The organism is Phaeobacter cretensis, from assembly GCF_047372505.1.
Lineage (GTDB): Bacteria > Pseudomonadota > Alphaproteobacteria > Rhodobacterales > Rhodobacteraceae > Phaeobacter > Phaeobacter cretensis.
This window is the reverse complement of the sequence record NZ_JBKBEU010000001.1, coordinates 2693350-2713254: the sequence shown is the minus strand read 5'-3', so window position 1 is coordinate 2713254 and position 19905 is coordinate 2693350. Positions and strand designations below refer to the sequence as shown.

General features: G+C 58.0%; 9 protein-coding genes. 8 read left to right on the top strand and 1 reads right to left on the bottom strand.

Going from position 1 to position 19905, the window contains the following annotated elements:
• Positions 1-9 precede the first annotated feature (9 nt).
• Positions 10-762 carry a WecB/TagA/CpsF family glycosyltransferase gene (locus tag ACEWZM_RS12915; RefSeq protein ID WP_414006816.1) on the bottom strand — a complete coding sequence of 251 codons (753 nt, stop codon included), beginning with the start codon at positions 760-762 and terminating at the stop codon, positions 10-12.
• A gap of 163 nt (positions 763-925) precedes the next feature.
• Between ACEWZM_RS12915 and ACEWZM_RS12910 the strand changes: the two genes are divergently transcribed.
• The 8 genes from ACEWZM_RS12910 (at position 926) to ACEWZM_RS12875 (ending at position 19891) form a co-directional block, all read left to right on the top strand.
• Complete coding sequence (locus ACEWZM_RS12910) at positions 926-2389, top strand: hypothetical protein (protein ID WP_414006815.1); 1464 nt, start codon at positions 926-928, stop codon at positions 2387-2389.
• 267 nt (positions 2390-2656) lie between these two features.
• Positions 2657-9148 (top strand): SDR family NAD(P)-dependent oxidoreductase, encoded by a 6492-nt coding sequence (locus tag ACEWZM_RS12905; RefSeq protein WP_414006814.1) that lies wholly within the window; start codon positions 2657-2659, stop codon positions 9146-9148.
• Positions 9145-10224, top strand: coding sequence for a glycosyltransferase family 2 protein (locus ACEWZM_RS12900; RefSeq protein ID WP_414006813.1), 1080 nt, complete (start codon positions 9145-9147; stop codon positions 10222-10224). Before ACEWZM_RS12905 ends, ACEWZM_RS12900 begins: the two co-directional genes overlap by 4 nt.
• Positions 10221-14885 carry a MupA/Atu3671 family FMN-dependent luciferase-like monooxygenase gene (locus ACEWZM_RS12895; RefSeq protein WP_414006812.1) on the top strand — a complete coding sequence of 1555 codons (4665 nt, stop codon included), beginning with the start codon at positions 10221-10223 and terminating at the stop codon, positions 14883-14885. Before ACEWZM_RS12900 ends, ACEWZM_RS12895 begins: the two co-directional genes overlap by 4 nt.
• On the top strand, positions 14882-15595 hold the full coding sequence (locus tag ACEWZM_RS12890) for a 4'-phosphopantetheinyl transferase family protein (protein ID WP_414006811.1): 714 nt from the start codon (positions 14882-14884) through the stop codon (positions 15593-15595). The genes ACEWZM_RS12895 and ACEWZM_RS12890 overlap by 4 nt, the downstream gene beginning before the upstream one ends.
• Positions 15592-16494: a hypothetical protein gene (locus ACEWZM_RS12885; RefSeq protein WP_414006810.1), complete on the top strand. Its 903-nt coding sequence runs from the start codon at positions 15592-15594 to the stop codon at positions 16492-16494. The genes ACEWZM_RS12890 and ACEWZM_RS12885 overlap by 4 nt, the downstream gene beginning before the upstream one ends.
• Positions 16491-19052 carry a hypothetical protein gene (locus ACEWZM_RS12880; RefSeq protein WP_414006809.1) on the top strand — a complete coding sequence of 854 codons (2562 nt, stop codon included), beginning with the start codon at positions 16491-16493 and terminating at the stop codon, positions 19050-19052. The genes ACEWZM_RS12885 and ACEWZM_RS12880 overlap by 4 nt, the downstream gene beginning before the upstream one ends.
• Positions 19049-19891: a glycosyltransferase family 2 protein gene (locus ACEWZM_RS12875; RefSeq protein WP_414006808.1), complete on the top strand. Its 843-nt coding sequence runs from the start codon at positions 19049-19051 to the stop codon at positions 19889-19891. Before ACEWZM_RS12880 ends, ACEWZM_RS12875 begins: the two co-directional genes overlap by 4 nt.
• Positions 19892-19905: the final 14 nt, after the last annotated feature.

Genomic DNA, 19905 nt, shown 5'->3' with positions numbered 1-19905 from the left:
TTTCTCAGGTCAGGGGTGACGCAGCCGCAGCGCATGAAGCAATTGACCCGGCAGGATGCCAAGGCAACGCAAATAACGCGGCCCCAATCGGCGTGGGCTGCTTAGCGCACGCCACAGCCATTCCAAAGCCAACCGACGCACCCATTCAGGTGCGCGTTTCTGATGCCCGCCAATGAAATCCAGCCCTGCACCTACCGAGGCAAATCCAACTTCGGGGGCCAATGCCCGGCCACGGGCCGCCATCAGCTCTTGTTTGGGTGCACCCAGCGCCAAGAAACACAGGCCGATCTGCTTGCGCGCCAATTCTGACAGAATTTTCTCAGCCTCCTCTCCGTTGGGATCAAACACGCCTGAGGGCGCATGACACCAGCCGACCTCTAGCCCCGGCACTTTGGCCTGCAACGCAGTAGACGCATCCTGAAGTGCTATTTCCGTGCTCCCTACCAGCGCAATCGGCACACCCGCACGGGCAGCCCAGCGGCAAAGCGGCTCCACCATATCCGACCCCGGCATCAGCGCGACCGGTCTTTGTGCCAATCGTGACAGCCAGACAATAGGACGGCCATCCGCGACCACAAAATCCTGAGCAGCATAAGCTTTCAGAAACGTAGGAGATCCACGCATTTTCACCAGATGATCAAGGTTCACCGTTGCCAGCGCAAAGCCGCGACGGGTTTGAAAATGCCCCATCACTGCCTGCTCCAATCGTGCCGGATCGGCGATATTCACGTCGATCCGTGTACTCTGAATATCGAAATACACCCGCTCTCCCCCAAATACGACTGAACGACCCTTGCTCTTCGATCACATGGCCTTGCGTCCGTTTCAAGAGTTTACCTCAGAATACGAATGCGGGCGACAGCATCGGCATCTGGAGCTAAACTTATGATCACGGGGGCAAATAGGAGTGTAAGGTCCGCACGCGATGCCAAATGCACTGGCTTATCTGATGCTGATCGCCTGGCCGGTGATCGCCTATAAACTGTTTCGGCGCTTACCGCTGCAACAGGCGATTTTGTGGTGCGTAATCGGCGGCTACCTGTTTCTCCCACCATTGGCGGTGTTCGACCTGCCCTTGGTGCCTGATATGGATAAAGATTCTATACCTGCAGTCGTAGCCTTTGTGATCTGTGTCTACATCCTGCGCCAAAAGGTAGAAATGTGGCCGCGCCACCCGGTGATGCGCGCATTAGTGGCATTATTTCTGGGGTCGGTTATCGCAACCGTTCTGACCAATGGCGATCCGATCGTGTTCCGAGTGCTGGAAAACGCCGAACCCATTGTTTTTCCCACCTATTCCCTACCCGGCCTTCGCTGGCGCGATCTGGGATCGGTGATGATTAATCAAATGATCGTGTTACTTCCCTTCTTCCTGGCGCGGCGCTACCTGTCCCATCCTGACCAGCAGCGTCAGCTGGTGATCGGGCTGATGATCGCCGGGCTGGTATATTCGATCCCATCGCTGTTTGAAGTCCGTTTCAGCCCTCAGCTGAACACCTGGGTCTACGGTTTTTTTCAGCATGATTTCAGCCAAACCATGCGCCAGGGCGGCTTTCGTCCCATCGTATTCTTGCCACATAGTCTTTGGTTGGCGCTGTTCATGCTGATGTCCGTGCTCGCGGCAACATCTCTGGCTCGTAGCGCAGAAGCGCCGGATCAAAGACGATATGCAATGGCGGCGGTCTATCTCTTTGCGGTGCTGGTGCTTTGTAAGAGCATCGCCTCACTGGTGTACGGCCTTGTATTCATGCCTTTTGTGGCAATGGCCTCTTACCGGATGCAAATGCGGCTGGCCCTGGTGTTGGGTGTGGTTGCAATTGTCTACCCGATGCTGCGGACTCTGGGGCTGGTACCTGTGGATGCTATTCTGGCACAGGCACAGGCCTTTAGCCCCGAACGCGCGCAATCGCTCGGATTTCGCTTCACCAATGAAGCATTGATGCTGGATCGCGCGGCTGACAAGCCGTGGTTTGGTTGGGGTGGTTGGGGCCGCAATCTGGTGAGAAACCTTGAGACTGGCGAGATTGAATCGATCCCGGATGGACGCTGGATTCTGGTTTTTGGCACGTTTGGCTGGGTTGGCTATATCGCTGAAATGGGATTGCTCGCCGGCCCCTTGGTGTTGCTCTGGCAGCAAATGCGGCGCCATGCCGCGACTACTTTGTCTCCCTTTGCCGCACCTTTGGCATTGATGCTGGCGGCAACACTGGTGGATATGCTGTTGAATGCCACGCTGACCCCCGTAACCTGGCTCTGTGCCGGATCTGTCTTGGGCTATGCCGAACGCCTGCAATACACAGGATTGTTCACACCCAAACGGCAGTTGTTTGATGGCAATCAAGCGTTGACCTCTGCATCGCAGTCAAAGAAGCAGCGTAGCGTGATGTGATGCCTCATTCTCTTCGCAATTCAGGCGGGTTTGGACACAATCTGACCCTAACCATACCTTATATTTCTCGCAGAGTTTACATCATGCACAGGTGTTTTCGTTGGCTTGGGGGCCAGCGGACGAATGGCCTGTTCATAGGTTGGGGATCAATTCGTGCCATTGTTGAGAGATCTTTGCGATAGCGGGGTCGGTATTATTGATTGGTTGGGACTATATTCGGGGCGCTACATGCCGTCCGGGCAACATGGGTAAGGACCATTGGAGCAATTGAGACCATCAGGGAAAGCTGCGGATCAAGGTCTGTTTGATGCCGCGCGTTACAGCGGAGATATTGCCATTGTGGGGATGTCTTTATGCGTGCCTGGGGCGCAATCTCCCGGCGTCTTCTGGCAGAACCTCCGTAATGGTGAGGAATCGATCAAACCCATCAGCGCGGAGGATCTTCTGGCCGCGGGTGAAAATCCGGATACCCTGTCTGATCCCAACTACGTCGCCGCCACCGCCGCACTGGAAGGATATGCCGAGTTTGACGCAGACTTCTTTGGCTTCAGCCCCAAAGAAGCTGCAATACTTGACCCTCAGCACCGTAAATTTCTTGAGGTTGCCTGGAGCGCGATGGAAGACGCCGGCCATCCTCCTGAGAACCTTGATGGTCCGATTGGCGTTTATGCCGGTTGCGGCATGGGCAGCTATTTCTACTTCAACATCTGCTCCAACAAACCCTTGGTAGATGATGTGGGCATGTTCCTGCTCCGCCACACCGGCAATGACAAGGATTTCCTGTCGACGCGTGTCAGCCATGTATTTGATCTGAAAGGTCCTTCAGTCAATATCCAAACAGCCTGCTCGACCTCTCTGGTGGCTGTGCATTACGCCAGCAAAGCCCTGCGTGAGGGTGAGTGCGAGATGGCCATCGCAGGCGGTGTCACGATCGAGCTACCTCAGGGTCGTGGTTATGTATTCAGGGAAAACGAGATTTTGTCGCCGGATGGGCACTGCCATGCCTTTGACCACCGTGCCCAAGGCACAGTGTTCGGTTCTGGCGCTGGAGCGGTTGCCTTGCGGCGACTAGAGGACGCAGTGGCCGATGGTGATCACATTTGGGCCGTGATCAAAGGCTCCGCGATCAATAACGATGGCGCGGACAAGGCCGGCTATCTGGCTCCGTCTGTTGAAGGCCAGGCCAACGCTGTGCGAAAAGCCCTGCGCGCAGCCAAAACGCCGCCGGATACCATCGACTATGTCGAATGCCACGGCACAGGCACCTATCTGGGGGATCCAATTGAGGTCACAGCACTGACAGAAGCCTATCGCGAAACCACGCAAGCCGTGGGCTACTGTCGCATCGGATCAGTCAAAACCAACATCGGACATCTGGACACGGCTGCAGGAGTCGCGGGACTGATCAAAACTACGCTCTCACTGCATCATGGCCAAATTCCACCCAGCCTCGGATATGAGGCTCCGAACCCGGCCATTGCTTTTGACACAACACCGTTTGTGGTCAATGACCAGCTACGCGACTGGTCCTCAGCCAAAGGGCCGCGCCGCGCTGCGGTCAACGCGCTAGGGGTTGGTGGCACCAATGCCCATGCCATTCTGGAACAAGCCGCCCCACGCCCTGCCCCAGATGAAAGCGATTTCCCCTTTCAAGTTCTGTGTCTGTCTGGCCATTCTAAGGCGGCATTGAATGCCAATGCGGCGGCTCTTGCGGCTCATCTGCGCAGCAATCCTGACCTACCGCTGGCCGATGTTGCCTATACACTGAAAGAGGGGCGACGCGGCTTTGCCAAGCGGCGTACCTTGGTCGCCGAAACCGCCGAGGAAGCCGCCATACTGCTGGAGACTGCTGATCCCCGGCGTGTGTTCGACCATGACAGCGCCGACCGTCCACCCGAGGTCGTCTTCATGTTCCCCGGTGGCGGTGCACAATATGCAGGTATGGCACGGGATCTGTATGAAACCGAACCAGTCTTTGCCGATTGGATGGATCGGGGGCTGGATCACCTTCAGACGCAATTGGATTATGACATCCGCGCGCTTTGGCTGCCGGAGCCGGGTGACGAGGCCTCAGCAGATGCCCGGTTGCAACAACCTTCGGCGCAATTGCCGTTGATCATGATCGTAGAATTTGCACTGGCACAGCTCTGGATCAGTTGGGGAGTTCGCCCCTCCGCCCTGGTCGGGCACTCCATGGGGGAAAATACCGCCGCCTGTCTGGCCGGGGTGTTGTCGTTTGAGGACTGCATTGACCTTGTGCTGTTGCGTGGCCGGTTGTTCGACAAGGTACCTGCTGGCGGAATGTTGTCGATCTCCCTCCCGCTGGATGAAGTCGAAGCCCGGCTGACCCCAGATCTGGACATCGCCAGCGTCAACGCCCCGCGACTGACCGCGGTATCAGGTTCACAGGACGCCCTTGATGCGCTCTCCGCGCTCTTGACTGCGGATGATATTGATCACCAGCGTATCCAGATCGATATCGCCGCCCACAGCAGAATGCTTGAGGGCATTCTGGATGAATACCGCCAATTCCTGCGTGGCTTATCCCTGTCGGCGCCCGGCCGGCCGATCATGTCTAACCGTAGTGGAAAGACCCTCACGGATGCCGAGGCCACAGACCCCGAATATTGGGTCGGACAGTTGCGCAACACGGTGATGTTTGCGGCGTGTCTCGATACGCTCGCCGAGGTGCCAAATCGCATTTATTTGGAAGTCGGCCCCGGCAAGGCCTTGTCGTCTCTGGCACAGATGGCCCCGAAGATTAAATCAGGACAAGCATTCAGCTCATTGCGCCACCCCGATCAAGATATAGCTGATGACGCCTATTTCTTTAGCGTCATCGGACGTCTCTGGGCCAGTGGGTTGGATGCGGACTGGGATCAAATCTGGGGCGATACAAACCGACAACGCCTGCCCTTACCAACCTATGCGTTCCAGCGCAGTCGCTATTTTATTGAACCTGCCGCCGAAGCTGCACCCGAGACCGCAACACATACGCCTGCGCGACATGATGCGCTGTCACAGTGGGGATCCCGCCCCAGTTGGCGACCCGCGTTGGCCAGCTGCGATCTTGACGTCGTCACGGAACTGGACCAACAGCCCGAAACATGGCTGTTGTTTGAAGATGACACTGGCCTATGCGCCGATATGGCCGCCAGGCTGGAGCAAGCAAACCATCGGGTGGTGCGCGTTGTTCCGGGCGATACCTATGCTCAGCTAAGCGAAACTAAGTATATGCTGGCCCCTGAGCAAGGACGCTCCGGCTATGACGCGCTGCTCGCTGATCTTGCGCTGGCTGATCTGCTACCTAAGCGCATCGGTCATTTCTGGTTGGTCACCGAGGGCGAGACATTCCGCCCTGGCGCATCGTTCTTTGACCGCAATCTGGAGATGGGGTTTTACGCGCTGACTGCTCTTGGTCAGGCCTTGGCCCAGATCGATCTGCCGCACCCGCTACATATGAGTGTCTTCACCACCGGGGCCGCGCAACTGCGAGACGAAGCCTTGCCCTATCCGGAAAAAGCCATGATTGCGGGACCCGTGGGCGTGCTGCCAAGGGAAATCCCCGGCCTCACCTGCGCCACAGTGGATGTAGAATTGCCAACCCGGCCCAGCGGAATACGGCGCTGGCTGTCGGGCGTCGCCCCTACGCCAATTACCGACCGTCTGCTGGAAGAGCTGCTAGCCGAACCGGCAAATGACACCGCTCTCTGGCGCGGTGACAAACGCTATGCCCTTCGATGGCGGCCAGTGGAGTTGCCGGACAATGATCAAGTAGCGCCGCAACGCCCCGTTTTTCGCGACGGCGGTACATATCTGATCACTGGTGGTTACGGTGGTATCGGGCGCACGATCGCTGCGGATCTGATGCGAACCTATGGGGCAAATGTCGTTCTAGTTTCGCGCGGCGGTTTGCCTCCTAGCAACGATTGGGACAGCTACCTAAACCGCCACAGTGCGGCCAACACAACCGCCCAGCGCATCCGCGCCATTATGGCGCTGGAAGCTATCGGCACGGGCAACGTGTTGCCGCTGGCGGCGGATGTCTGCAACAGCGAACAAATGCGCGCTGCTGTTGCAGAGGCCGAAGCCGCCTTTGGCCCGATCACTGGTGTCCTACATGGCGCAGGTCGAATCAGCGACGCACCGGTCCTTGCCAAAACCGAAGACGATATAGCTCAGATATTGGCCCCCAAGGTCAGCGGACTGCGGGTTCTGGACAGCATATTTGGTCCTGACAAGCTGGATTTGATGGTGCTGTTTTCCTCGTCTTCGACGGTGACACGCCCCATCGGTCAGGTCGATTATGTGGCGGCCAATGAATATCTCAACGCCTTTGCAAAACACCGTAACGGCATCCAGCCTGACGACCACAATACCCATGTCGTTGCCGTTGATTGGGGGGTCTGGGCAGATGTCGGCATGGCGGCGGATGCGATTGGCTCCCATCAACCAAAGGCGAGCCATGATCCCGTGCTCTGTGATCAGCCGTTGTTTGACAGCCGTCAGTTTGCGCATGACGGCGGCTTGCTGTTTCATCGAAGGTTGACCGGTGATCAGTGGATACTAAACGAGCACCGCATCGCAGATGGGACAGCATTGATCCCTGGCACGGCCTATATTGAATACGCCGCCGAAGCCCTTGCTGCATTGGGCCATAACGCACCATATGCCATGCGAGATATGTATTTTTTACGGCCGCTGGTCGTTGGAGAGACTACGCCCAGCGATATGATCGTTCGATTGGCTCCGGTTGAGCAAGGCTACGAATTTGCAGTCTACAGCCAAACATCAGAGGGCTATGCGCTGCATGTGCAGGCGCTGTTGGAAACCGATATCGAGGCGACACAGCCGCCAGCGCTCCCGCTGGCCGAACTCCTGCAATGCGGCACCATGGTTACAACCTCAGCCGCCGCTGAGCGATTAAAATCTCCACAGGAGGCCCATCTGAAATTCGGCCCTCGCTGGCATGTTCTGCAAGAGATGCAGCTCGATACCCAGACCGGAATCGCTCGCTTAAAACTGCCAGAAGTTGCCGCCAATGACGGCACGATCTTGCCGCCCGGGCTGATGGATCTTGCCACAGGTTGGGCCATCGATCTGGTGCCCGGTTATCGTGGCACCGCGCTTTGGGTACCTGTTTCCTACGACAGCATTCAGATCTTTGCCCCGCTATCGGAAGAATTACTGAGCCATATGCGACTGGTGGACAGCGACGCCACCAGCGCCCGCTTTGACATCACGCTTGCCGCTGCAGACGGAACGGTTCTGGTAGAGGTCCACGGCTTTCAGATGCAGCAGTTGCCGGGGTCCACCAAGCTTGCGCCCGCCGAGGATGCAGACGCCAACGCCGGAGATCTGGGATTGGCAGCCCCCGGCAGTGCGCAACCACTTTCTGCTGAAGAGCGTCGGCTTCGCCGCAATATCGCGCAAGGTATCCGTTCAGAGGAAGGCCCAGAGGCATTGCGTCGCGCACTCGCCACCGGCCTCACTCAGGTGGTCGTCTCCTCCCTTTCGTTGCCCGATCTGATCGCCCAGGCGGATCAGCCACCAAAGCAGATCGACGAGGATAGCCAGAACTTTGAGCGGCCCCAGCTCGACACCGACTACCTGGCTCCACGCAACGCAGTGGAGGAAGATATCGCTGCACAGTTTGCCCGGCTTCTCGGTGTGTCCCAGGTTGGCGTCGAGGACAGCTTCTTTGACCTTGGCGGTCATTCCCTGATTGCAGTACGTCTCTTTGCGCAGATCAAGCGCAGCTTTGGGGTTGATCTGGCGATATCCACTCTGTTCGAAGCCCCCTCTGTCGCAAAGCTGGCAGAACTGGTGATCGCGCGAACCGGTGGCGGTCACACCACCGAGGCGACGGCAGACAGCACAAGTGACGGCACGACAGAGACAGACAGCTATACGCATCTCATTCAGCTCCATCCCGGCGATGGCACCGGGCGTCGGCCCTTCTTCCTTGTGGCTGGTATGTTCGGCAATGTGCTGAACCTGCGCCATCTGGCCCTGATGGTTGGCAAAGACCGTCCTGTCTATGGGTTGCAGGCCCGTGGTCTGATCGGTGACGACGCCCCACATGATCGACTGGAGGAAGCCGCCCAGGATTATCTGGCAGAAATCCGCAGCATACAGCCAGAGGGCCCCTATCTTCTGGGTGGTTTTTCCGGCGGAGGGCTGACCGCCTATGAAATGGCCCAGCAATTGCAGAAGCTCGGAGAGGAGACCGCTTCACTGATCCTGCTGGATACCCCGCTGCCAATACGACCCAAACTGACCCGTCGCGACAAAGCGCTGATCAAATGGGCTGAGTTGCGCAGCAAGGGGATCGGCTATCTGGGCGAATGGATCAGCAATCGTATTACTTGGGAAATCGAAAAACGGCGCTACGTCGCGAATGATGATGACGCCGCGCCCGTCTTCAACAATCGCAAGATCGAACTTGCCTTCCGCGCGGCGCTGCCAGCCTATGCCCTGCGCCCCTGGACAGGGCCGCTTACTTTGTTCCGTCCACCGCTTGATCGTCACTGGCAAGTCTCGGCTGGCAATTGGATCAGCCGCGAGCGTGAATATGTGTTTGACGATAATGACTGGACTCGCTGGGCGCCGTCGATCGAGGTGGTTGAGGTCCCTGGTGATCACGACAGCATGGTTCTTGTACCCAATGTCAGCGTGCTTGCGGGTGAGGTTAAGGCGCGGCTAGACGCCGCCGATGCCGCAGCATTGATCCAAAGCGCACCAAAGGCTGCAGAATGATCGAAACAACCACCGCCAGTGCAGAATTCTCCGACCCTGCCGCACGCCCCGCGCCCGGCCAGGAGCCTGCACGCATTCTGACAATCATCCTGAACTACAAAACGCCTGAGATGACGCTCGACTGCGCGACAGCCGCGCTGGAGCAGATGGAAGAGTTGCAAGGCGAAATCGTGATCATTGACAATGGCTCTGCTGATGGCTCTTTCGAGCAACTCCAAAAGGCGGTGCACGCGCGGGGCTGGGTGGACAGCGGGCGTTTGCGCCTGATCGCGAGTGAGCACAACGGCGGCTTTGGCGCCGGCATGAACATCGGTTTTCGCCTTGGTCTGTCCGACGGTAGCGCGCCAGAATTCTATTATCTTCTTAATTCTGATGCATTCGTGCAGCCTGGAGCCATTTGCACCTTGCGCAACTTTCTGCAGACCACGCCGACCGCCGGTCTGGTTGGCTCCTATATTCGCGGGACTGACAGCATACCACATTGCACCGCCTTTCGGTTTCCGACCATCGCGGGGGAATTTGAATCCTCTGTCCGAACGGGCATCGTGACCCGCCTATTGAAAGATGCAGTGGTGCCAATGGAGATCCCGACCAAACCAACGCAACTGGATTGGACTGCGGGCGCCAGCCTGATGATCCGCCGTGAGGTGATTGATGCCGTTGGCGGCTTTGACGAGACGTTCTTTCTCTACTTTGAGGAAACCGAACTGTGCCACCGTGCTGCCCGCGCCGGATGGAGCACGCACTACCTCCCCGAAAGCGAGGTTGCCCACGTGGGTTCAGCCTCGACCGGGATGAAGGAATGGCAGCGGACGCCGCAGTATTGGTTCGACAGCCGCCTGCATTACTTTCTAAGTACCCATGGGCGCGCATATACCGTCGCTGCTACCCTAGCTTTGGTCACTGGCAGCCTTCTCTATAGCCTGCGGCGGCTGGTCTCAGACAAACCGGCGTCCGACCCGCCGCATTTTCTGCGAGATCTGATTTGTCATCACGTTAGCGCGATCTTTCGCCACCCGAAAGACCGCCCAATAAAAACATGTCAAACCCCGTCCCAACCGGAGGAGCAGAAATGACCCCTTTCTCCTGTATTGTGCTTGGTAGTGAATCACTGCTGGTCGCCTGTGCTGACAGCCTGCTGACCCGTGGCCACAGTATCGCTGCTGTTATCACTAGGGATGCCGAAATACGTCAATGGGCCACAGATAAAGGCTTGACAGTACTGGAGGATGCCCGCGCCTTTGACGGGTCGGTTGACTGGCTGCTGTCGATCGCCAACCTCGACATAATTCCCGTCTCGGTCCTTGCCCGCGCGCAGAAGGGAGGCATCAATTTTCACGACGGCCCGCTGCCACGCTATGCTGGCCTCAACACTCCTAACTGGGCCCTGATCGAAGGCGCACAGGACTATGGCATCACCTGGCATATGATCGAGGGCGGCGTAGACGAGGGCGACATTCTTGCCCAGCGCCTGTTCGACATTGCCGATGATGAGACCGCCTATAGCCTCAACGCCAAATGTTATGCCGCCGCAATGGATAGTTTTGGCGATGTACTGGATCAGCTGGAAACCGGTGATCTGGAACGTGTTGTTCAGGATTTCAGCACTCGCAAGCTTTATACCCGTGCCACCCGTCCCGACGCTGGAGCAGTGTTGGATCTATCTCAGCCGGCAGATGTTTTGCACCGTCTGGTTCGTGCGCTCGATTTCAACGGTTACTGGAACCCACTCTGCGCGGCCAAACTACAGGTTGGCAGCGATACCGGTTCTGATGGCGATCCAAAGATCCTGTTGATTGGCACTGCAGAACTCGCGCCAGGGTCGGAAGCACCGGCAGGCAGTGTTTTAGCTGTCGATGACAGCACTGTTACGATTGCCTGCGGTCGGGCTGCGCTACGGCTCGGCGGGCTGCACCTGAGCGACGGCCGCCCCATCCGACCGGCAGACCAGTTTAAAGCTGGAGATATTCTCCCCATCCTTGATGCAGACGCGCGCAGTGATCTGACCAAGCGCTTGGTTGCGACGCAGAAATCAGAACCCAAATGGCGCGCGGCTCTAGCTGCCTTACCTTTGGCGAACCTGCCGCTCGCCAAACCCAGATCAGACGCACCCGCGAAAACCACTCGCCATACCATCGCCGTGCCCGCAGGCACAACGCTGACCGAGGTCGAAACCTTAGCGATCACCCTCGCGCTTGCCCTGCGAAGTTCCGGAACGGAGGCTGCCGGGGTCGCACTCAGTACGGACGAGCTGCAACGGAATGCGGTACCTGACATGATCTGCGACTGGATCCCGGTTCAGATCGACCAATACGCCTCGCTGTCAGAATTGCAAAACCATGTGGGAGAGGTGCTCGCCAATGCACGTCAAGACGGCGGCTTTGCGGCCGACCTTGTCGGCCGTGCACCAGAATTGCGTCAGACAGCAGGCAGCGGTCTTTGCCCCGACATCGGCTGCGCAATTGGGCGCGCACGACATATCAATGGCTGCGCGGCGACCCTGTGCCTGAACGGGGGTACACTGACGCTAGAGGTTGATAGCGCGCGCCTCGATGTGCGAGCTGCTCAATTGCTGGTGGGCCGGATTGAAATGCTGATCACGGCGCTTAGTACGGCGTCCGGTGGCGGTGGCACGCTCAAAGATCTGCCTGCCCTGCCAGAAGCAGAACGGCGGCAGGTGTTGGTGGAGTGGAACAGCACAGCGCAGGATGCAACGGATCAATCCACCATTCCAGCCGAATTTGCGGCGCAGGTTGCGCGCACCCCGGATGCCACCGCACTGGTTTATGAAAACGAACACCTGACCTATCAAGAACTGGCCGCACAGGTCGATGACCTGGCCGGCGTGCTGCGCCAACGCGGCGTCACGGTCGGGGCACATGTTGGGATCTACCTTGGGCGCGGATCAGACCTGGTAATTGCAGTCCTTGCCACTATGGCCGCCGGTGCCGCCTATGTGCCACTTGACCCGGCCTATCCCGCAGATCGCATTGCGCATTTCATCGCCGACAGCCAAGCAAGTGTGATCCTGACCGACACATCCATGCAAGGCCAGCTGCCAGATACAGACTCTGCCGATGTCCTGTGCCTAGATGCCCTGCAGGATGCGCCCGTCCCAGAAAACCAGCCTGCCACTGAAAAACCAAAACCCGAAGATCTGGCCTATGTGATCTATACCTCCGGTTCCACTGGCACCCCCAAGGGTGTGATGGTGCGTCATGGCAATGTTGCAAACTTCTTTGCCGCGATGGACCAGCGCATCCCGCATCAACCAGGCGATTGCTGGCTCGCGGTTACCAGCCTGTCCTTTGACATTTCGGTGCTGGAACTGTTCTGGACCCTGTCGCGGGGTTTCAAACTTGTCCTCTCCAGCGATGACGCACGATTGCAGTTGTCAAACGGCCCGATCGCGACCAGCGATCGTGGCATGGATTTCAACCTGTTCTACTGGGGCAATGATGATGGTCCGGGCCCGCGCAAATACGAACTGCTGCTGGAGGGTGCAAAATTCGCGGATAAGCATGGGTTTAATGCCGTCTGGACACCAGAGCGACATTTCCATGCCTTTGGTGGTCCCTATCCAAACCCGGCCGTTACCGGTGCGGCGGTTGCAGCCGTCACACAGAATATCGGAGTTCGCGCTGGTTCCTGCGTTGCGCCGCTACACCATCCTGCCAGAATCGCCGAAGAATGGTCGGTAATCGATAACCTGACAGCTGGGCGCGCAGGCATCGGATTTGCCTCAGGCTGGCAGCCCGATGATTTTATCCTGCGGCCGGAAAATACCCCTCCTGCCAACAAACCTGCGCTGTTTGAGGCGATTGAAACAGTTCGCAAGCTGTGGCGCGGCGAGGAAGTCGCCTTTCCCCGGCAGGACGGTGGTGAGCACGCGGTGATCACCCAACCCCGCCCAGTGTCGGCTGAACTGCCCGTCTGGGTCACGACCGCCGGGAACCCTGAAACCTGGCGCGAAGCCGGCAGTATCGGGGCCAATGTGCTGACGCATCTTCTGGGGCAAAGCGTGGATGAGGTTGCGGGCAAAATTGTGGTCTACCACGACGCCTTGCGGGCTGCGGGCCATGATCCGCGAGATCACAAAGTAACGCTAATGTTGCACAGCTATCTGGCTGACACACGCGAAGAGGCCCGCGCCATCGCTCGTGAGCCTATGAAAGATTATCTGCGCGCGGCCGCCGGTTTGATCAAGCAATACGCATGGGCCTTTCCCGCATTCAAAAAACCTGTAGGCGTGAAAAACCCATTTGAAATGGACCTCGGCATGTTGTCCGAGGAGGAGCTGGAAGCCATTCTGGACTTCGCCTTTGAGAGGTATTTCGAGGATTCAGGCCTATTCGGGACCATCCCCGATGCCTTGCATCGAGTTGAGCAGCTCAAACGGATTGGTGTCGACGAAATTGCCTGTTTGATCGACTACGGCATCGCACCAGATGTGGTGCTGGAGGGCCTGAAACCGCTGGCGGATGTGCTGCGCCTGTCCAATGTCCCACAGGAAATTGCGGCAGATGATGTCTCGCTTGCGGCACAAATCATGCGCCATGGGGTGACCCATATGCAGTGCACCCCGTCGATGGCTCGGATGATCACCGCCGACACCGACGCGCGACCTGTGCTGGGGCGGCTGTCACATCTGTTGGTCGGCGGAGAAGCATTGCCGGGCGATCTCGTGGCCAGCCTGCGCGAGGCGACCGCCGCTCAAATCCACAATATGTACGGCCCGACAGAAACGACCATCTGGTCCACGATGCAAACACTTGTAAGCCTTCCGGCAGGCACGGCGCAGATTGGTGCTCCGATTGCCAATACAACCGTCTATGTGGTCGATGAGGCCCTAAATCCGCAACCAGTTGGCGTACCCGGAGAATTGCTAATAGGGGGCGCAGGTGTCACCGCTGGCTATTGGCAACAGCCTGAGTTGACAGCGGAGCGGTTCATTCCCGATCCCTTTGCCGATGTCGGCGCAAATGTGACCTCTACCCATCTCTATCGTACCGGCGATCTGGTCCGCTGGCGTGAGGATGGCCAGTTGGATTTTCTGGGGCGCAGTGATCATCAGATCAAGATCCGCGGCCAACGGATCGAACTGGGTGAGATCGAGACGGCATTGGCCGCTATGGATGGTATCTCTGGTGCCGTTGTCATCGCGCGGGAGACCGCAGGCGACACCCGGCTGATCGCCTATGTGACAGGGCCGATATCACCAGATCAGGCAGCACTTAAGGCAGAGTTGTCGCAGAAACTGGCCACCGTCATGGTCCCGAGCCGTATCGAACACATCGAGGCCTTCCCACTGACACCCAACAAGAAGGTTGACCGCAAGGCGCTCCCCGATCCGAAACCTGTGCAGATTAGCGTACCAACCTCAGACGCACCCCTTAGCGTCGGAGCCCAAAGTAAGATCGCCGATATCTGGGCCGGGCTTCTTGGCGTCAACGGAATTGGTGCAGAGGACAATTTTTTCACTCTTGGCGGGCACTCTCTGCTGGCTGTTCAGGCTCATCGCGATATTCGCAGCGCCCTTGATGTGCCAAAACTATCAATCACCGATATCTTCCGGTTCCCGTCGCTGTCTGCTCTTGCAGGTCATATCGATACGCTGACCGGTGCAACCCCGGCCGAGGCGACAACCGCCGAACCAGCGGTGGATGCGACCGCGAAGTCCGATATGATGTCCAAGCGTCGCGCCATGCGCGCCAACCGCAAAGCCCGCAGCGTATGACTCTTGCAATACCACTTTCACGCAGCGCTCGACACAAGGCGTTGATCCGCCCGTTGTTTGATGAATGCGTTGCGGTGGAGACCTGCGATCCACAAGCAGATCCACCATCCCCCTTCCCCGAAGAAGCTGCCTGCCTGTCAGCCAACGCGGTGCAAAAACGACGTCATGAATTCGCTGCGGGGCGCGCCGCAGCTCATCAGGCGATGGCCTCTTTGGGAACGGAGCCAAGCGCAATCCTTGTCGGCCCCAAACGCGCACCAATCTGGCCCGCAGGCCTGGTCGGCTCTATCAGCCATTGTAGCAGCGCCGCAATCGCTGTGCTTGCCTTGCCCAGGCAAATGCGCGGCTTAGGCGTCGATGTGGAGGAGGACACACCGCTTGCGGACGATCTGGTACCGCAGATATGCCGCCCTGCGGAGCGTGAATGGCTTAAAAAACAGAACAACCCCGGTCAGCTTGCCAAAGTGATATTCTCTGCCAAGGAAGCCGCGTATAAATGCCAGTATCGCCTCAGCGAGTGTTTTTTTGGCTTTGATGGAATGGAACTGGAAATGACCGTGGCACAAGGCACAGATCAATTAACCGGTCAATTCTGCGCCCGGTTTACGAGTGATCGGCCACCGTTTCAGCAAGGCGATACGATTGAAGGGCGGTTCGCCGTTGGGGAGGGGCTGATCGCGACCGCCGCGCAGCTGCCACAGGTGCGATGATCGGCCGTCGCGGATTTCTTGCGCTGTTGTCTCTGCTACCGATTGGTGCGCAGGCAACGCCCTATGCCTTACCCCCTGTAGCGGCACCAGCAGGCTCAATGCGAGTTTTCCACCTTGGTCATTCGCTGGTTGGTGCCGACATGCCGCATATGCTGCAACAGCTTGCGCCGGAGGGGCACAGCTACAACAGTCAGCTAGGGTCCGGCACGCCCCTGCAAGATCACTGGGAACCGGATCTGGAGATTTTGCATTTTGAACAGGTGAACCAGTCGCCGGTCTGGCGAGACGCGCGAGAAGCGGTTGGATCCGGCGTCTATGACGCCGTTGTCATGACGGAAATGGTCGAGTTGCGCGACGCGCTACGCTATTTCAAAGGCGCTCGCTATTTTCGCCGTTGGGCAGATCTTGCCCGGGCAGGTTCAACCCAAACTCGGATATATCTTTATGAAACCTGGCACCCTTTGGATACGCCGGATGGCTGGCTATCGCGGCTGGATGGCGATCTGGATCAGCTTTGGCTGGGAGGGTTGGCCGGTTCAGACAGCCGCCGCAACCCGCAACACCCGGCTTATCTGATCCCCGCTGGCCAGGTGATGGCGGCTGTCGTACGCGCAGCCGAGGCCGGGCATATCGATGGGCTGACAAGCCGCGAAGATCTCTTTGCTCGTACTGCAGAGGGTGAGCTGGATCAAATCCATATCAACGATGTTGGCGCCTATATCGTAGCGCTCACACATCTCAGTGTGCTCTACCATCAGAACCCTGTTGGCCTGCCTCATCAATTGCAACGCGCTGACGGCACCATGGCAGATTCGCTGAGCGCACAGGCCGCGCAGGAGGTGCAAGAAATCGTCTGGCGTGTGGTAACCAGCCATCCACGAACCGGTATCCTTCCATGACGTTGGCGGATCTTGTCACAAGTGTCGTGATGGTTGGCCATTCCCTATTTGGGCCTAACAATCCTGTGATGCTGGAACAACTGCTGTCGAAACAACCGGATGCCGCATCAAAGCAGGTGACGGTCGAAGCTCAAATCATCAACGGCGCACCGTTGAGTTACAATTGGGAGCATGCCGACAAGGCCGAAGGTATTAATGCACTCATCCGGCTTGAGCAGGGTGTGGATGCCCTAATTGTGACAGAGGCTATCCCACTAGCGAACCATCTGAAATGGAGCGACTCCGAAGGCGCACTGACACGGTTCTATACCCTGGCCCACAACGCCAATCCTGAGGTCGAGGTGTATCTGCAGGAAACCTGGCACAGCCTGAACAGTGGCACCGGTGTCGAGATCGCGTTTGATCCTGGCGCTGCGATGCCCTGGCGTGACCGGTTGGCGGCTGATCTCCCTCGCTGGCAAAAACTCGTCGATACCGTGAACCGCAAAACCGGTGGTGACATCAAACTGATCAGTGCGGGACAGGCGATGGCACGTCTGGATGATGCGATACAGGCCGGCACGGTGCCAGGCCTGTCAGGTATTCAAGACGTATTTGCCGATGATGTTCACCCCAATGAACTGGGATTCTATTTCCTATCAACGCTGCAATATGCGGTACTGACAGGCCAATCGCCGGTAGGTCTGCCATCTAAGCTGCGGTCGCGGTGGAATGGTAGTTATGAGGCGCCTTCACCTGCACTGGCTCAGCGTTTGCAGGAAATAGCCTGGGACGCCGCTCAGGATAGGGTTCAACGCGCTGCACTACCGGCGGAACCTTCGCCGCTACCTTCGGATCCTTCGCTGCCTGACTTGAACATGCCTGTACCAGCGACCGCGATCGTGACGCCCGCAGCAGCGACAACGAGGAAGGCGCAGCTTGAGCAGACCGAGGTACCGCAGCAGCCAATTGCCATGAACCTTGCATCCATAGCGGATTGGAGCCCACAGGCCCCATTCCTTGATCACTTCAAAACAGCGCGGCCCTGGATTGGCCACCTTGCCGGACAGTGGGGCGGCGCAGATTATTCTGATCTGGAGGCGGCGGGCTATTTGGACCCCGATGGTTGGCCAACTGGGATTCCGCCTGAGCTCGGCTCGATCGGCACCTTGATCCTGACTGATCTGCCTGAAGACGCAGTAACTCTGGCCGGGCGCTATGTTCTGCAGTTTGAAGGCGACGGGATTGTCGAAGTAACCGGACGCGCTGGAAACATCCGATACGGTAAAAACGAAATCCGGTTTGACTACACCCCGGGGCCCGGAGCGGTCGAAATCCGCATTCAGCGCAGTGACCGCCAGAGGGCCGGTGACTATATTCGTAATATTCACGTGGTAATGGAAAAACACCTACCGGAGTGGCGGGCTGGTGCCATTTTCAACCCGGATTGGACCGCCCTGATGCAGGGGTTTTCGGCGTTGCGGTTCATGGATTGGATGGCCACCAATGACAGCACTCAAATCGGCTGGGAGGACCGTCCGCGTGTTCAGGACTATAGTTGGGCCGCCAACGGCGCTCCCGCTGAAGTGCTGGTGGCGTTGGCCAATCAATTGCAAACTTCACCTTGGTTCACCCTGCCCCATATGGCCGACAACATCTATATTCGCAACTACGCCCGTTTGGTGAGCACCCAGCTTGACCCCGGATTGACGGCCTATGTAGAGTATTCAAACGAGGTGTGGAACTGGCAGTTCGAACAGGCCGTCTGGGCCGATGATCAGGCGCTCGCCCGTTGGGGTGGGCAGGATCTATGGATGCAGTTTTATGGAGGCCGCGCCGCCGAAACCGCGCAAATCTGGACCGAAATCTTTGGCGATGCCGCTGAGGATCGTTTGGTGCGCGTTGTCTCCACCCAGACTGGATGGCTGGGACTGGAGGAGCAGGTTCTAACTGCACCCCTTTGGGTCGCGGAAGACCCGACACGCCAATCGCCCGCTCAGTCGTTTGACGCCTATGCAGTCACTGGTTATTTTGGCGGAGTTATAGGCTTGCCAGAACGTGCGCCCACCCTGCGTGCCTGGATCGCGCAAAGCCGCGAACAGGCCCGGGCCACAGCCGAGGCCAAGGGCCTGCGTGGAGCTGCAGCATCTGAATTCATAGAAGCACATCAGTATGATGCCGCCAGCGCTCTGGCCGCTGCAGAACTGGGCGATGGCTTGGTATCCGGCAGTTCTGACGACACGATCAGCGACCTAGTGGGCCGGGTCCTGCCCTATCACGCCAAAGTTGCTCAATCCCACGGGCTTGATCTGATCATGTATGAGGGCGGCAGCCATGTGGTTGGCCTCGGTCCTATGGTGGATGACGAAATGCTGACCGGTTTTTTCAGACACTTTAACTACACCGAAGAAATGGGGGCACTATATCGCGACCTGCTAGCGGGCTGGCCCGCACTGGGTGGAACTCTCTTTACCGCGTATTCGGATGTATCGACTCCCGGAAAATGGGGCAGCTGGGGCAGTCTGCGTACCCTGAGCGATGACAACCCACGCTGGCGCGCTTTAGAGGCCGCAAAATGACACCGCTTTTGAGCGTTCTGATACCAGCACACAATGAAGCCGGTTACATCGGGCCATGTTTATCAGCGCTGTTTGCCAGCGATCAACTGCCGGGTAACGCTCGTGGAGAGGTGTTGGTGATTGCAAATGGATGCACTGATACTACGGTGGCAGAGGCCAGCGCGGTGCCAGTGCCACCCAAATGGACATGTACGGTGGTTGACCGGAGCGAGGGCGGCAAGATCGGCGCGCTACAAGAAGGGGAAACACGCATAACGGGTCATATCCAGATCTATCTGGACGCGGATGTTATCGTGACGCCCACGTTGATGGCACAGATCTGCGACGCGCTGGACGTTGATGCACCACGATATGCCAGCGGATCGCCACGACTCGCCCCAGCCAAGAGCATGGTCAGTCGCCTCTATGGGCGTTTCTGGGTAACGCTGCCGTTTATACGCCAAGGTGTTCCCGGGTTTGGACTGTTTGCGATGAACGCCGCTGGCCGGGCACGTTGGATGGATTGGCCCGATGTGATTGCCGACGATATCTACGCCCGTCTCAGCTTTGCCCCGGCTGAACGCATCCGCCTCGAGGCCAGCTATCAGTGGCCGCTGATCGAAGGATTTCGCAATCTGGTCCGGGTGCGGCGACGTCAGAATGCCGGAGTCGCGGAAATAGCCCAGCGATTCCCTGAGCTTCTGGAAAATCAGGATGTGGAGCGCCCGGGTGCTGGCGTAATTCTTAGAGCTGCATTGCGCGACCCGGCAGGGTTTCTGACCTATACAGCAGTAGCCCTTGCCGTAAAATCGCCGCTGTTTCGCCACCGGCAAGAGGCCCGCTGGACTCGCGGCAGGTAAAATTTTCCCTTTCG